Origin of the sequence: Coraliomargarita algicola, assembly GCF_033878955.1 — a bacterium.
In the GTDB taxonomy this organism is placed as follows: Bacteria; Verrucomicrobiota; Verrucomicrobiia; order Opitutales; family Coraliomargaritaceae; genus Thalassobacterium; species Thalassobacterium algicola.
The window spans coordinates 988,969-1,005,063 of sequence record NZ_CP138858.1; the positions used below are offsets into that span (position 1 = coordinate 988,969).

Sequence of the window (16,095 nt, forward strand, 5' to 3'; positions counted from 1 at the left end):
ACAATCTCAGTTCTTATAGCCAGGCACTCAAGGCTTGATTGAACTGCGCTTGAAATTGGGCGACACTATGCCCATCACGCACACGTGATTTCAAAGACTCTATCTGAGTTGAATCGGCTTGTCGAATGGCTTCCATCGCACGCAGTCCCCCCTCAATATCACGAAAAGGGAAGCGCCATGCTACGGGTAACCAATCACACATTCCATCACGATCCGTTGCCGCCACAGGAAGCCCACAGGCCAATGCTTCTAACATCGCAAGCGGCACGCCCTCGTAACGCGATGGCATTAACAACGCATCCAGAGCCGCATAAAGTGCTGTGGGTTCATTGGTCCAAGGCAGACAATGAACATTTGCATGCTCTGCGGCCCGAGCCTGCAAGGCCTCTTCGTCGGGCCCACTCCCGAGAAAAACCAAGTGCTCGTCGGGATGCTCTTGATGACGTCGCAGGAATAAATCCAAGGCACAATCTTGCCCCTTCTGTTTGAATTCAATGCGCCCGATCTGGCCCCAGATAAAAGCACCTTGAGCTAATGAAAATTGTGCGCGGGCACTGGCCTTGGTCGGCAAATCAGTCAATGGCTCCAACGGAATGCCGTTCTCCACAATTTGAATACGTCCCCGTGCTCCGTAGCGGAGCAGCATGTCACCCAGAGTTTTTGAAATTGTAATAAAACCATCAGGCACGGCATAAAGTCCACGACAGGTAAAATCTCTGAATAAGCCTAATTTCGCGCCCATTTCAGCATGATGGTGTGGCACCGGGATGTAACTGACTAAGGGACAAGGCAAGCGCCCCTGTAAGCGAAAAATGGAACAGCCCTGTTCGATATTACCCTGTATCACAAGAATAAGATCCGGCTTGTAAGTATCGATTTGTTTTAACAGTTCGCGCAAGGTATCGCCTTCGGCATAGCGACGCAGCGCTTGAAATTTCCGACTGCGCGTAGCCGCGCTATCGATTTGGAAACGAACATCCGGGTGATTGCTTTGAATGGCTTCCAGCCGATGACGGTTCTTCTGATTATCCGGATGCAGCAAAGCTAGCACCTCCCATTGAGCTGAAGCGACAATACCAGCCATGGCATAGGCCGCCATCACTTGGTGCCCACCGAAGTCAGGGTTATCGTCGATGACTAATAGGCGGGGCACATTCATACTTCTATTTGATAGCGTTTGATTAAATTATAAATCGTTTTTTCGCTCACACCCAACTGCACGGCAGTGGCGGCACGCTTACCGTGATTCTCAATCAAAGCAAGGCGCACCGCCTCACGTTCAATCTCCGCCAGGGTTTGCCCGGCCCAGGGGTTTACAGCCTCAGTGCTCTCGGTAGCATTACGCGTGTTCTCAAAAAGAGGTAGATGCTCAGGTAGAACCGTCTCATCCGCATCGACCAACGCGGCCACTCGTAGCATGACATTGCGCAACTCTCGTATATTCCCGGGCCAATCATACTTGAGCAATTGGTCTAACGCCACATCCGAAAACTGAGGAAAGCTCTCCTCTTCTCCCATAGCGTCCGCCAAAAATTTAACAGCAAGCACGGGAATCATTTCTCTACGGTCACTTAACGCGGGAAGTTCAATTTCAAATACATTTATACGGAAATATAAATCTTGGCGAAATTGCTTCGCCAGCATTGCTGCCTTCAACTCCTGATTGGTAGCCGACATCAAGCGCACGTTCACCTTAACCGCTTCAGTGCTTCCGACGGGAAAAAAACTCTGATTTTGCAAGAACAGTAAAAGCTTCGGCTGTAGCTCCATCGGCATTTCACCGATTTCATCCAGAAACAGCGTACCTCCATCGGCCATCTCAAAGAGACCCTTTTTGTCTTTAAAAGCCCCCGAGAAAGCTCCTTTTCGATATCCAAAGAGTTCTGACTCCAAGAGTTGAGCGGGGATGCTGGCGCAGCTGATTTCAATAAAAGCACCTTGACTACGAGGACTGCACTCATGCATGCATTTTGCTAAACGACTTTTACCAGTGCCTGAAGGGCCAGTCAATAAGAGCGAATGATCACTCGCAGCAATACGTACTAATTGCTTGCGCAACTTAGCAAAGCGAGCACCCGGTAATTCTTGTTCAAAGCGTTGTATGGGACTAGAATCGTTTGAGCTCATGGTATAGGAAGCATTGGGAGAAATTCATTAAGGGCACGATCAATACCGACCCCTGGGTTCAGAGGCTGGATCATGACCAATACGGGCTCCGCTCCGCCATATTGACGAAGCCAGCGCCGGAGTGTGGCTCGCAACCAATATTCCAAGGGGGCGTCGAAAACAATTTCACCGTTGGAATAGAAGAACAAGGCCTCACTACTGCCCCCTTGTCGTGTCAGTTTGAGCTGACGCGCACTGCCTCCTGCATAGGAAATTACCTGATCATCTACAATATCCCACCCTGCCCCGCGAAAACAATAGCGGGGATCGTGTACCGCTTGTCGATTATGGGTTCCATCGAGAATAGTAATGGCATAGCGCAAGCCCTTCCAGCTATAGATCCATTTGTAGCCATCGGCTGCTCCCAGTATGTCCGATTCAAAATCCGTCAATGGAACACTGCGAGCCGTAAAACCGGGACCAGATAGTGGAAATGCAGCCATTCGTACAGAGGCATCCTCCAATTCCAAGCTACGCATATAGCCAGCCGTGAAAATCAGCAAAAGCAGAGCACTAAATAGAAGTATGACTTGTTTTTGACGCATAACGTATAATTCTGGCAATCAAGCTAGAGATAAAAAGAATTGCTGCAATCAAGAGTGTCAGCCAGGGCAACCAATCACCTAACATGGGGTAGAGTAACCAGGCCAAGGCAGGCATCCATAGGCTGGATGAAAGAATCGCGACAATAACCATAAAGAGAGAGCCGCCAATAGGCAGTGAAAATAAAATAGCCACGGCAATATAGATAAAGGCCTGTAATTCTCCTACAATACCTAAACACAGAAGCAGACTCGCCAAAGTGACGAGTGATGTTTTGCTGGGCAGCCAGATCGGCGGCAAACGCTTCCACTGCAGTAGCACTGCGGATAGCCACAATAAAAATGAAACGAGCGCAAAACGCAGTGAGGGATCATACAACCAACCACGTAAAATAGGCTGGCAGAAGTATACCGCCGTTAAAGTAATGCCTCCCCACAGCATGGAAGCCGCATTGAATAAGGAAGGCTGCGATTCGCTACTGGGCATATTCATCGTCCTCCTCCACTTTAAATAAGCTCTGCAATACGAGCGCCAGACCATGATAGAGTCCGAGCAATAGGCCCAAGACTAGCAATGCACCCCAGGTATGAAATGCACCCGCGGCACGCTCTGCGCCAAAAGCTAAGCCCCAGCCAGAAATAATGATAATCCGAGTGGTATTGGCCACCCATGCCAGTACGGGTAAGAGTAAGAGCATACTCCAAAAAAGCCCACGTTGCGGAAAGCGGAGCAAGGTCAATGCCACTCCTCCACTAAGTAATACTTGTAGCAACTGCATGCCACCGCAAGCGGCTTCAATCGAAATGGGCAGACCATCAATTTCTAGCAAAGTGCCGCTGACCATGACATCCATCCCCAACAGATCGAATAATCTCCCCGTCACCGAAGCCCCACTCAAGCGAAACCACCAACTTAATGGCGTCAGCTCCAGAAGCACCCATGGAAACGCACCCGCGCACAAGATCCATAAACGTAGCTTAGGGATCGCACTTGGAGGGAAACAAAACAACACCGCCAATCCGGCCCAGCCACATGCCATCATCAACATCTGGTTAAATAATATTCCTAGCGACAAAGTTGCCACAGAGGCATACACCCAGACACGATTCGGCGATGGATTCTCAGTGGGCCCGGGTGTCTTGAGGGCCACATACCAAGCCAATGGCACTAAACCGATGATAATCACCACGTCCGGCGACATGCGCCACCAAGCCATGTTTAGCAACCAAATCGCAGGTAGCATTAACCCGAGTAATACCGTGGCTACCTGACTGCGATGCATTTCACTCATCCGCTGTGTTTAATTCGTTGAGCCAATCGCGAAAGATAGGTTCGTTAGGCGCTAAGCGCAATAGGACATTTAAAACCTTACGTGCACTTTCGTAGTCATTTCGATCAAGCGCTGATCGATATCTGAAAACACATCCTTCCACCGAATCCGCACCTAGACTATCATAGATTCTTTCCGCATCGTCCAGCTTCCCCTTCGCCAGTGCCGCACGAGCCAATAATTCTTTGCCTGACGTAGCCTCACTCAAGTCCTTACGCTTAGAGAAAATCTCATCCAAATAGGTCCAATCTTGCTGTTCTAAGGCGGCCAATGCCGCGAGATAAGCAGCTCGATAGCCGACTGCACCAGCGGTGTCCATTACGCGGCCTAATTGCGCCAGCCCCGCTTCGATTTGTCCCTCCAGTAACAATAACTCTCCGCTCAGACCTTGCACCGCAATATCCTCGGGGTAAGCCTGACTGTGCTTCAAACCGACCGCGCTACCATACAATGCAGCCTGAGACTTGGTATCTGCATACGGCAACCAATTGAGCGCAGGCTCACCAATATACAGAGCTTCAGGGACCGGACCAGACCAGATCCGATCGGCCGCGGCCATCCACCCGTTAGCGAGCAAAAGCGAGCCTATGGCATAATCTGAAGCGAGGAAACTTTCCATACGACTCAAGGGCTGATCTGCGTTGGGCGACAAGGTCGGACGATAAGTTTGCAGAAACCGTAGCCAACGGTGCACGCGTGGATTATCATCGAAGACGACACCGCGCGGCCACTTGCCCTCAACCCGCCACTCCAGCAGTGCAATTAAACAAGCCTTCAACTCTGGAGCGACGGCGTAATTGCCCGTAGGCATGCTACGTAGCACTGCCAGTGCGGCCGCCTCCTCTCTTTCACGTATCCGCTCCAAGCACCACAACCAATAGTAAGCTTCACTATTCGAGAGTATCGCAGGTGAGCGCAGATGATCATCCAAAAAATCAGCAGACAAAAATACATCATCCGGTGTCTCGGCGAGGGTTTGAGTGATAGTGCCCCACCATTCACCGAAAGCTGGCTCCAAAGCCTCTCCACGTGGCCGAGTCACACGCTCCCAAAACCAAATTTCCCACCAAGCTCTTTGATCCCCGCTGGCGATATAACTATCCCTCCATGTCTGTATAGCTTGAGGTAGTGCAGCTGATCGTAAGTAAAAATTAGCCAGTAAGTGCCCATAAAGCGGATTTTTCGGCTCGAGTAAGAAGGCTGCGATGTAGTGGCGACGTGCCTGAGTCATATTGCCCATCCGTTCCAAAAACTCCGCACTCATCGCCCGGAGCTCAGCCGAGCGAGGCATCGCGGCATAAGCAGTATTTAGCGCTTCAAGAATGGCTGCGTTATCCGAGCCAGACAGCAATGCGATCCGGACTTGGCGATTAACCTCGTGATTCCCCTGCCCTTGCCAGCTTTTCAACTCCTCAAGTGCGCCCTCGACATCCCCGGCTCGCGCGAGTTCATCAGCATAGAGCAATCGCCAGCGCAATGGCTGTTGGCGCCGCTCTTCGGGCCACTCTTGCTTAAGCTTTTGGGCAGGTTCGGGTGCATCTAAATGCATCTGAGCGCGCATCCACCAAAGCGCAGCCGATTCATTCTCCAACAGCACTGCTGGATATTTACCGACTAAAGATTCAAGCTGTAAATAAGCGTGACTCTCTATCGCCGCTTGCACCATTAATCGTGGCCAGTTTTGCTGCGCAGCACCCGCCTGTTGCGGATTAAAGTGACTATTAAGCAGCTCTAGGGCTTCCACAGATTGCCCTTGCTCCAGCAGCGTCGCGGCATCCTGATAAATGACCTCCCATGCCTCAAGGCGGGCGTTTGCTTCCCATTTAAGATACGCATAAACGCCAAACGCGGTTGCGCCAATGAGCACAACCGCGAGGCAAAAGAAGGGCAAGATTCGCTTCAGCATAGATTCGATAGTATTTCGCCGCTCCGTCTGCGATGCATCACGAAGCCAGCAAGGCAGAGCACTGCCATCATCATCCAGAACGCAGGTTCCGGATTCGCTAGATAGGCAACATTCATCGCACCAATATCGACGGCGAATACGATGTCGTTATAGTCTTTATCGCCACCATTATAGATATCTTCAAATCCAATCAGAAGATAAGGACTGTCAGGAATCGCAAAGGCGACCACATGTTGCAGTAAATCCGGATTTGTGGATGCATCGGCGGTGTAAGTATTAGAGCCGCCGTTGGCTCCATTTGAAATCAGAAAGAAATCAACAAACGAGCCCGCCTCATACACGCCAAGATCTACAAAATCCCCGGACACCAGAGGTGTGCTATCAGAGCGATCGATGCTGCTTTGAAACTCTGGGTCATTAACAAAAGCAGGATTCATAAACGTAGCCTGCGAAGATGCATCCGGAAAAATCAATAGATCAGTGGATGTTGCCCCGGTAGCATCCTGCGTGGTGTAGCCGAGTGTGTTACGATATCCCGCTCCCTCTGCGACAAAATATACACGCACTGCCGCATCGTTCTGTAGATGCAATGCATCTGGATCCAGAGAGATCGCTGCGATATCCGACAATGCTTGATACTCACTGAGGTTCGCATTGGCAAAATCCAAGAGCACGGGTAAGTCTTCGCTTTGAAACGTAGCTGAAGCCGCATCCGAGCCCGCCTCCATGACTGGCCCGGTAATTTCGAGTCCAAAAGGACGCGCACTATCTTGAAAGTCGGCTTCCGTTTGCGCGAAACCGATTTGATGGATGAAACTAGTTGCTAGGATGAGTTTTAGAATGTTTTTCATAGTTGAGAAACCATACAGCTGGCTGCATGCCAATCCATAAGCACAAAATATAACGCACTACCAATCAATGACTTAAATGTATATAATGTATAGCCAAACGATTCCATCTATAAATAAAGGTAATTATTACAAATCAACATGGCAAGAATTACATGAGTTTACGAACTTTGAATGCAATCCAGATAAAGGCAGGTGTGGCCGATAATGCCCCTCGAATTGCAAGCGGAACGAAGCCCCCTGCTGCAGGCATCGGAAGAAAATAAACCGTAGCCCACAAACACGGGGCAAATAACAACAAGGGAGCCGCCCCCCCCAGTATGTATTTGGAATAATTAATCATGCCCAAATTAAGGTAACGTAGCGCCATCGGCAGCACTAACAACCATCCGACTAGAATGGTTGGGATCAAGGTGCCGATCGCGACGCCGACGATTCCGAAGCTAAAAGCCAGCACCACACTAATGCCCAAATTCGAAATCCCGTCCAAGAGCGACAAGCCTAGCAATTTCTTTTCGTAGCCACACATCATGAGAATACGCTTGGTGCAACTATTGGTTAACTGCGATGAAAAGACAGCAAAGAGCAAAATCTGCCCCACCAGAATGGTATCTGACTCAATGCTCTCCATACCAGTCAATAATTGGATCAGTGGCTCCAGATACACGGCACACAGCCCATATAAGGGGGTGGTGATCAGGAAGGTCAGCTTCGACGTTTTTAGCAGCAGTTCCCGCAGGCCGGCGCTATCACCCGATGCGTTTAAATGCGCCGCTGCAGGGCTCAGTGCATCTTGAAGTTGGCGAGTAAACATATTGAGCATTTCAGCGACTTTGTAGCCGGCTTGATAGGCTGCGATCACGCCCACTCCCATAGTAAAACCTAACACCGCTTGGTCGCTCTTAGCCATCAATAGATTACTGAAGGTAATCAAATACGCTGCGATGGAAAAGCCCAACTGCGATTTGACGACTCGCCACTGGAATAGTCGTGGTGAGAGCGAAACTTGGGGCAAGCGGCGCATCGCCATAACCAGAGCCCCCATATTGGGCAACAAGGTAGTAAAGACACTGACCAATATGATCACCGGAAAACTGGCCTCAAAATAGAGTGCGACCACAATACCGATGAAGTTTAAAACGACCGAGCCCGTGTTCAGCCAGTTGGCAATATCGATCCGTTGTAAGCCTCTCAGAACTTCAGGAAATAGACCGAAGGGAAAGGTCAATGCAAGTCCTGCAAAGAAGATTAGATACGACAAACTGTACATGCCGTAATCTGAATCAGGCACTTCGATCGCTTCTAGAAAGGGCCCTCGTATCGCGAAGAAAAACAGCCCCAACAGCACAGCAAGCCCCACAAAGGTCCACAGCATCGTACTCAACAAACGACTCAGCTCATCCCACTCACCGGTGGCGCTTTTTTCCGCGACAGCTTTCTGTGCGGTAAAGCCAAAACCGAAATCGAGTAAAATACCATAGCCAAAGAGAGACCACAGTAAGGACCAAAAGCCAAACTCTGCGGCCGTCAGACCGCTAAACAGGAGGCGGAAGAGCACCACTCCAAGTAATAAACGCGTGATCGTGCGCACATAATTGCTGGCTGTATTACGCCAAAAATAGCGTTTCCAGATAGGTGTTTCGACTGGATTGATTACACTCATTATTGGCCAATTGGGAAGGATATCCCGGGACTTACCCCATCGATGGTTTCAACTGAATTAGAACCTTCACGTACTGCGATCGTTGTTGCCGCAGCATTGAATGCCACCCAGAAGTAGCGTTCCAAAAATTGGAATGGTCGGTCAGGCACCCATACGATATCAAATGGCTTGAGCTCCACATTGGTAGCCTTTCCAGCAAGTATGGACTTGAAATCCACCACCGCCACTTTCGGAGCCGAGTGTGAACCACGTATAATCAGCACTTTATCCAAATTTGCATCCGAACTTGGACCTCTGGCTTTAGCGATAGCTGCCACCAAGTTGAGATTGTCTTTATAACCGATCGCTTGCGGTTGTCTCACGGCACCCAAAACGTGTACGTTCTGTGAAAGCGATGAGGGCAAGTAAACATAATCCCCATCTCTTAGGTATATATTCTGGCTCATGTCACCCTCTTTGATTAAGGCCAGCAAGTCGATTGGTAGCACCTCGCCTTTACGTAACACGAAGCTGTTGCCCAAATCCGCCAGTTCCTCCGTCGAACCACTTTGACGTGAAGAAAATAGACCGCCTGCCAGCGAAATGCCCTCCAAGACAGTCGTCGGTTGACTTAAAGGATACAGCCCTGGCTTATTTAAACGCCCGAGTAACCAGGCACGCCGACTACGCACTTCGCGCAAGGTAACGTTGACACTGGGGCTGGTGTAATCACGGCGCAGTGCTTCTTCCAGTTTCTCGCTAAGTTCCGCCACAGTTAAACCATCGGCTTTAATACCGCCCGCTAAATCATAGTAAATACGCCCATCTGGCATCACGAATGTTCGTGAACGGCTGCCACCAATACCTGTAATTTCGATCTCCAACCAGTCACCCACTCCAATTTTATATGGCGCCAAGTTCGGTTGTAGCTCCGCCGGAGTCAACTGGCGCTTTTGCTCCATGGATTTAAAGATTTCCTCTTGTGTCCGACTCTCCTCGCTTACACGTGGATCAAATACATCAACCTCCCCAGTATGACGACAGCCTGAAGTCAGTAAGAGGAAGCAAGATACGAGCATCATGACTAATCGTATCATTATTCATCCCTCCAATCAGTTCGGCGAAGCCAAGGGTTGGTAATCGCATCCGGCACATTCTCGTCGACCCAAGTCGATGTCGCACTGCTAAGGAAGTTTTGCACAGCAGTATCGAGAATCTGTTCTGCTTTATACCAAGGCCGATCATTCACATACACGATGTCACCTGGTGCCAAAGGGAAGTCCGCCTCCTTGCCAGCTAGAATCGATTTAACATTGACGACAAATAGCTCGGGAGAGCTCATGCTGCCACGGATCACTAAAATACGATCAGGCCATGCCCCTTCGGTAAATCCATTGCGACGCGTGATGGCAGACACCAAAGTTGCACGGTTGGTAATTCCCTGTGCCCCCGGAGTCGACACCGAGCCGAAAACATAGTATTCACTAGACAGGTTTGAGGCCAAGTAAATGTAATCCTGAGGCTCCAGATAAACGTTCTGCGAGAGGTCCCCTTCAAAGTAAAGTTTGGCAAAATCCACATCCAAACGTTCCCCATTGCGTATAATAAAAGAGCGATCCAGATCGGCAATCTCCACTGTCGACTGTTCAAACAGGCCAGTCTCGATGCCGCGACTGCGTGCAATCGCTTCCAATAGCGTAATGGGGCGGTCCAGAGTGTAGACGCCTTTGTCCATGATTTTCCCCAGGATAACGTAGCGTTTACTTTTCAACTCCCAGGGTGTGATAATCAATCTGGGATCACGATGATATGTCCGTAGTTTCTCCTCAAGTTTGCTTCGCAGTTCATCGATCGTCAAACCACTCACATACAGGCTATTGACTTGCAGGTAGCTAATCGTGCCATCGGGAGCAATACGCAAACCGGAACGGTTCAAGGTATCGCTGCCATAGAAACGAATATCCACAACATCGCCCGGGCCCAGGGTATAACGCTCTCGCCAGGAAACTGGTGCAGGCGCGGCCTCCTCTTCCTGTGCAGCCGATTGACCGACGACGAACAAGAAAGAAAAAATCGCGAGGAAAACTATGCGTATCAGCCTAGTCATGACTTATCCGGCTCCGGAAATCGATTGGCCCATTGATTGAGTGCTGTTAATTCCACCCATTTAATCATTCGCGACAGTGTGCGATCTGCAGCGGCATCAAGTATCAACAATCCATTCGGCCCTCCAAGTAATTTACGCAACAAATCACTTTTATTACGGGTAATCTCGCGCCCTGCGACACTGGGTGAATTCAGCAGATAATACGCGTCCATCTTTCGCAGCGCGCGCAAATCCTGCACTGTAGGTGATGCCACTAGACGGACGAAGACCAAACTGTCTTCAGCTTGTGTAGCTTCATCCAGAGCTCGTGCCCACTGCTGAATGGCAGGATGCTGTTGCAAGGCCTCAATATCATCTGAGGGCGACTCATCGATATTATAAAAAGCCACCGTTTGACCTTCTGCATGCAGAAGATCCAACAAGGCCTGCCAAAACACAGATTCGTCGGGCCCAACTTCAGTGTGCGCAAATAAAAAGTGTTTGCGCTCGGTCCCTTCGCCGGAAATGGCATGTGATACCCAGAAATCTTTCAAGGCATGTTCATTAAAGTCCAATTCGCTGCGGGGGAATAAACGCCGCATCCACCAAGTTGTTTTGGGCGCAGCCGAAGTTACATAATTAAAAATTGGCAGCGTGGATGTTGCGATCGCTACTTCCAGGGGAGTCCGCGTACTGGGCTGTAGCAATTCACCCAGAATCGCAACCAACAGTGCGAGACATAAGCCGCTGACGAATCCAGCAAACGCCAGCAAGAAGGCTTTCACATATTGCGAGCTGACCACCACCTCGCCCAGAGTCGGGGTTTGAAAGATACGCCAATACCCCGGCGCTTTACTTTCGTAAAAAGCAGCCTCTTTATGACGGCTTTCGAGTAATCCTTGTGCATCGATAAGTAAATTACGGCGGCTCTTCAACTCAGAGAGTCGCAAGGCTTTTTCAGGCAAGTCCGCCACCTCCTCCTCACGCTCTGCTAAACGTAGCGACAAGTCTTCGACTAAATTTTCCAATTCCGTGCGTTCATTCTGAAGTGCAAGAATTTCAAGATACAAGTTGTTTCCCAAATCGCTACCGGTGAAATTTTTAAGATCTTCGACCGCGGCCGTGTCGACAGAGCTCAATTGCTTGTTTATGTATTCAATCTCGTAAAGTTTCTCCTTTACCATCGGATTCTCGTCGGTGTAACGGCCACGCAAGTAAGTAAGCTCTTCACGCTTCTTTTTTAAATCTGCTTCCAGTGGGCTTTGCGTGCGCAGCTCTTGACGATAACGAGCAATTTGCACCTCCTTCGTTCGAAGTGAAATGCGAGCATTGGCTAAACGGCTGCGAATTTGCTCGAGTGCCGACAAACTCGCTTGAGTCTGCTGATCGACATCTACGAAATTGTTTTTACGGGCAAACTCCAGAATTTGGCGATTCGCTTGCTCCAATTGTAATTCAATCGAGTCGAGTTGATCGGAGATGAAAGTCTCCATCTGACGCGCCTCTTCGCGTTGCAACTGATTGGTAAAGCGTATAATTTCGTCCGCCCAAATGGTGACCGTGTCAATGGCATCTTCAGGACTGATGCGTGAGTGCGCAGTTAAATAAAACAATGAAGTATTCTTCTGTTTAACAATCTCAACCATCGCCTTCACTTCACCAGCAGTGCGCTCAGGTGTGAGCCGCACCGCAGTGCCGGTGAGCACCGCAGTGGAATACGTGGTCGAAAGCAAAGTATCGTCACTCAACTCCCGTGGTTTAAAGGCCTGCCCCGCAAGGCTCGTCTGCACAGTATTGGCGACTTCAGATTTAATCAGCTGCAAAGATACAGTATATCGATTCTCTGCTTCGAGACTACCGACGATCCAGCCGAGAATCCCGAGCACCACCGAAAAGACAATGAACCACAACCAACGCTGACGTAAACCATAGAGTAGACGCAGCGGATCAATCGGGATCGGAAATCGAAAGGTGGCTGGTGTGGCTCGCGACGGTAGGCTCATGTATCAGATATATTCAATCAAACAACTAATATGCTCAGTTCTTAACTATAAGTGCACTTAGATAGCTCTGGCAAGTTAGCTTTGCAGCGATATCCCAATCAAACGAAGCCGCGTGCTGCAGGCCTCGCTCAATCCGCGCCTGCGCCTGCTCCGGGCTTTCCGCATGTAGCTGCTCCATGGCATGTGTCATGTCAGGCACCGAATGAGGATCGAAATAGATCGCAGCCTCTCCTCCTACCTCCGGCAAGCTACCACTGTCCGAGCTCACCACACGCACGCCACAGGCCAAAGCCTCGACAACCGGGAGGCCAAAGCCCTCAATCAGGCTGGGAAAAACCAGTGCCTCTGAAGCCGCATACCACAAGGGAAGCTCTGCCTCCTCCATGAACCCGGGCATCATAATGTCTTTTGCATAAGGCGAATCTGCGACGCGCTGCTGAATAACTTCGGCCCCATGCCAGGGCGCGCCGCCTAGCACCAATTGAATCTGGCAATCACAGCTTTGACGAAAAGCTTCATACGCTTCAATAAGCCGCACGTGGTTTTTGCCTGGATGCTCCAGACGTGAAACGAAAATGAAATACGGTTGATCCAAACCATGCTTGGCCCGAAAAGCGCTCAAAGATTCCGGGCTTTGCGGGCGATAGACCTCGCGGCTTAATCCATTGTGTATGACTTCAATTCCGTCTTCAGGTAATTTAAAAAAATCGATCAAGTCCTGCTTGGTAAAATGACTCACAGCAAGCACCGCCTGGCAGCGTCGCGCCAGCCAAGGAGAGAGTTGTCGCCCAAAGATACCACGAAGCACTCCATACTTATCACGTAAACGAAAAGGGGCACAATCATGGATGGTGACCAATTGCGGAATTTGCGGACAGGCCACAATGCGACGGTAGCTGGGGATGTGCAGCAAATCGTATGCGTGTTGCTTCAACAGCCCTGGCAATTTGAATTGATGCCAAAGTACATTTTGCACACCTGAAGTCGCACTGGCCGGTATCGAAATCCACTGTGCATCTTCAAAGTCTGGAAACAAATGACGATCCGCATCAAAACCAGCCAAGTCCAATTCAATCGTATCAAACTTTCGCATACGATTGGCCAGTTCGACCACATAGCGCCCCACTCCGGATAAGCCACCTTGGATCATGCCTGCTGATAAAAGTATTTTAGGGGGCTGGCTCATGTGCTTAGGCTGGTCGTGGTTGTTTTCGCGTGACATTGTTGACGAAGCGCTTCCAGTGCTTCGTCGGAGTTCGCATAGGTCGGAAACTGGGCGGATAAATGCATGGCATCAATAATTTTGACCACCACACCTGAGGGTTGTATGATGCCGAAAGCGACGCTGGCTTGTCGCGCATCACGTGCCAATTTGGCCAATAGGCCGATTGCAGAACTATCCATGAAAGTGACAGCTGATAAGTTTAAAAAGACTGCCTTGGAACGATCCTCAGGACGGGCGACGGAGTCGATCACGCTGCGTTCCACCGCGCCTGACCAGCTAAGCCACTGCGCATCCTCGGCAGAGACATCGCCCTTGCTGTGATCCGTGGAGGTCGCAGCAGCAGCAGCAGCAGCAGCTTCCGGAGGGCATCTCTGACTGGTAATCTTGCGCTGCCGATTGGCCAGCACGATCAGATAATAAAAATCCTTGGCATAGCGCTTCGCCAAACGCTTAGGATCGCTAAACATGCGCCAGCACCATTCCATGCCAGTCTTTTGAATCCAGCGCGGGGCACGTATTTGAGTGCCGCAAATAAAGTCCAGCGAGGCGCCAATGCCAATCGATAGTGGAACGCCTGCTTCTTGATAATGCTTGGAAATCCAATATTCCTGCTTGGGGCAGCCGACCGCGACTAAAAGTAAGTCCGGACGGGTCCTTTTGACATCCGCTAAAATTTCCTCGTTGGGCCAGGAGTCCACAGTGCCAAAGGGAGGCGAGAAAGTGCCCACAACATCCATTTTAGGATAACGTTCCGCAAGTATGGCCTTCGATTGGGCTAATGTAGTGGTATCCGAGCCCAGAAAATAGACTTTCCATTCGCGCCGATGTGCTTGTTCAAACAAGCGAAAGACCATATCCGAGCCTGCCACACGCTCAGGAAGCACCGGGTGAAAATAACGTGAAAGCCAGACCAATGGCATGCCGTCGCACACCACCCGGTCTGCGTGAAAAAGTATATCTTTTAGAGGCTCATTGTCATAGGCCTGCGCAATGAAGTCGACATTGGCGGTAATATAATAACTCGGCACTTTTGCCTCCACCGTTTCCACCGCATCATCGATGGTTTCATCCATGGTGATGACATGGAACGGTAAGCCTAAGAGAAAAGCAACCTGTCGTTCTGAATGACTCATAATGTCTTCAAGTAATTGGTTAATTTACGGCCGAGCTGCTCCCAACGATAGTTTTCTTTGACGACTTTTAGGCCATTCTGCTCCAGGCGCTGCCTCAGCGCAGTCTCCCGCAATACGCGCATTAAGGCATCTGCGAAAGCCCGTGGCTCATCCGCTAACAAGATCGCCTCTTCGGGCGGAATATCGAGCCCTTGCGCTCCGAGCGTGGTGGACACCACGGGGCAGCACATGCCTAGCGATTCGACAATTTTCAATCGTGTGCCTCCACCAATGCGCAGCGGCACCACCTGTGCCCAACTGGACTGATAGTAAGGTCGCACATCCGGGACCTCTCCCACCAACTCGACCCCCTCCAAGCGTCCCCAGGCTTCGGAGCGGGCATCAGGGGACTTCCCGATGATGCGCCAAATGGCATCTGGCATTTCCGCATGGATCAAAGGCCAGATATCCTGGGCAAACCAGTTAATCGCATCCACATTCGGTGAATAGTCCAGCGCACCACAAAAGAGAAAACTAGGCGCTTCGGTGAGCTGGCGCGGATGGGTGGAAGCATCGAAGAAGACTTCATTATACCCATTGGCCAGCACAAAGATTTTTTCAGATTCGCCCAACTTCGTTTGTAAGAAATCGCGGTCATCCCAACCGCACACAATCATACCTGCAATCGCCGCATAGGCTTCACGCTCAAGCCGGGCGATCTTACTCAAATTCTCTTTACGCAAGAGGCGATCCCGCAAGCCCAGCGGCAATGTGTTCAGCTCCTCGGTTTGAAACAGCCAATCCACCCGGCTACGATCCATTACGATCTGCGAATGATGGGGAAAGAGTCCTTTAATATAAGGCCATAGCACTAAATCGATAAAGATGATGCGCGCATACTCTTGTCCGGCGACAAAGTCTTGCAGCGTTTCAAAGACGCCATCGACTTGCCAGTGTGCAACCGTAGTGGGCAAGGGGTTCATCAGACGCTCTGGAAATAGCTTTGGCCAGGGCGCATTCTTAAATGGAATCGCCAGACGGCGTTGCGTATAAGCGGCAAACGGCTCCATGTCACGCGTGGGATCTTCCTGTAAACAGGCGAAATCGATCTCAAAAGACTTCGAGAGCTCTACGAATAAATGATACACGCGCTGATAGGTGCCCCGATCCACAGGAAACGGGATATAGGGCATAAATAAAAATGCACGTGGTTTATCAGACATAAGAAGTTTAC

14 protein-coding genes are annotated in these 16,095 nt (G+C 50.2%); all 14 read right to left on the reverse strand.

Features of this window, described 5'->3' with window-relative positions:
• Nucleotides 1-13: 13 nt before the first annotated feature.
• The 14 genes from SH580_RS03740 to SH580_RS03805 all read right to left on the reverse strand — a co-directional run bounded on the left by SH580_RS03740 (nucleotide 14) and on the right by SH580_RS03805 (nucleotide 16,084).
• Complete coding sequence (locus SH580_RS03740) at nucleotides 14-1,159, reverse strand: glycosyltransferase family 4 protein (protein ID WP_319833673.1); 1,146 nt, start codon at nucleotides 1,157-1,159, stop codon at nucleotides 14-16.
• Nucleotides 1,156-2,127, reverse strand: coding sequence for a sigma-54 interaction domain-containing protein (locus SH580_RS03745; protein WP_319833674.1), 972 nt, complete (start codon nucleotides 2,125-2,127; stop codon nucleotides 1,156-1,158). The genes SH580_RS03740 and SH580_RS03745 overlap by 4 nt, the downstream gene beginning before the upstream one ends.
• Nucleotides 2,124-2,711 (reverse strand): exosortase-associated EpsI family protein, encoded by a 588-nt coding sequence (locus SH580_RS03750; RefSeq protein WP_319833675.1) that lies wholly within the window; start codon nucleotides 2,709-2,711, stop codon nucleotides 2,124-2,126. Before SH580_RS03750 ends, SH580_RS03745 begins: the two co-directional genes overlap by 4 nt.
• Nucleotides 2,680-3,195 (reverse strand): hypothetical protein, encoded by a 516-nt coding sequence (locus tag SH580_RS03755; RefSeq protein WP_319833676.1) that lies wholly within the window; start codon nucleotides 3,193-3,195, stop codon nucleotides 2,680-2,682. The genes SH580_RS03750 and SH580_RS03755 overlap by 32 nt, the downstream gene beginning before the upstream one ends.
• Complete coding sequence (locus tag SH580_RS03760; RefSeq protein WP_319833677.1) at nucleotides 3,185-4,000, reverse strand: archaeosortase/exosortase family protein; 816 nt, start codon at nucleotides 3,998-4,000, stop codon at nucleotides 3,185-3,187. The genes SH580_RS03755 and SH580_RS03760 overlap by 11 nt, the downstream gene beginning before the upstream one ends.
• Nucleotides 3,993-5,945, reverse strand: a complete 1,953-nt coding sequence (locus tag SH580_RS03765; protein ID WP_319833678.1) for a tetratricopeptide repeat protein — start codon at nucleotides 5,943-5,945, stop codon at nucleotides 3,993-3,995. Before SH580_RS03765 ends, SH580_RS03760 begins: the two co-directional genes overlap by 8 nt.
• Nucleotides 5,939-6,796: a DUF4114 domain-containing protein gene (locus tag SH580_RS03770; RefSeq protein ID WP_319833679.1), complete on the reverse strand. Its 858-nt coding sequence runs from the start codon at nucleotides 6,794-6,796 to the stop codon at nucleotides 5,939-5,941. Before SH580_RS03770 ends, SH580_RS03765 begins: the two co-directional genes overlap by 7 nt.
• Nucleotides 6,797-6,944: 148 nt before the next feature.
• Nucleotides 6,945-8,456, reverse strand: coding sequence for a lipopolysaccharide biosynthesis protein (locus SH580_RS03775; protein WP_319833680.1), 1,512 nt, complete (start codon nucleotides 8,454-8,456; stop codon nucleotides 6,945-6,947).
• A complete protein-coding gene (locus tag SH580_RS03780; protein ID WP_319833681.1) occupies nucleotides 8,456-9,517 on the reverse strand; it encodes an SLBB domain-containing protein in 1,062 nt (353 codons plus the stop codon). Before SH580_RS03780 ends, SH580_RS03775 begins: the two co-directional genes overlap by 1 nt.
• A gap of 14 nt (nucleotides 9,518-9,531) precedes the next feature.
• On the reverse strand, nucleotides 9,532-10,542 hold the full coding sequence (locus SH580_RS03785; protein WP_319833682.1) for a polysaccharide biosynthesis/export family protein: 1,011 nt from the start codon (nucleotides 10,540-10,542) through the stop codon (nucleotides 9,532-9,534).
• Nucleotides 10,539-12,524 carry a GumC family protein gene (locus SH580_RS03790; protein WP_319833683.1) on the reverse strand — a complete coding sequence of 662 codons (1,986 nt, stop codon included), beginning with the start codon at nucleotides 12,522-12,524 and terminating at the stop codon, nucleotides 10,539-10,541. Before SH580_RS03790 ends, SH580_RS03785 begins: the two co-directional genes overlap by 4 nt.
• A gap of 34 nt (nucleotides 12,525-12,558) precedes the next feature.
• The gene (locus SH580_RS03795) at nucleotides 12,559-13,710 is read right to left on the reverse strand and encodes a glycosyltransferase family 4 protein (protein WP_319833684.1); all 1,152 of its coding nucleotides are present in this window, start codon (nucleotides 13,708-13,710) and stop codon (nucleotides 12,559-12,561) included.
• On the reverse strand, nucleotides 13,707-14,882 hold the full coding sequence (locus tag SH580_RS03800; protein ID WP_319833685.1) for a WecB/TagA/CpsF family glycosyltransferase: 1,176 nt from the start codon (nucleotides 14,880-14,882) through the stop codon (nucleotides 13,707-13,709). The genes SH580_RS03795 and SH580_RS03800 overlap by 4 nt, the downstream gene beginning before the upstream one ends.
• Nucleotides 14,879-16,084: a glycosyltransferase family 4 protein gene (locus SH580_RS03805; RefSeq protein ID WP_319833686.1), complete on the reverse strand. Its 1,206-nt coding sequence runs from the start codon at nucleotides 16,082-16,084 to the stop codon at nucleotides 14,879-14,881. Before SH580_RS03805 ends, SH580_RS03800 begins: the two co-directional genes overlap by 4 nt.
• Nucleotides 16,085-16,095: the final 11 nt, after the last annotated feature.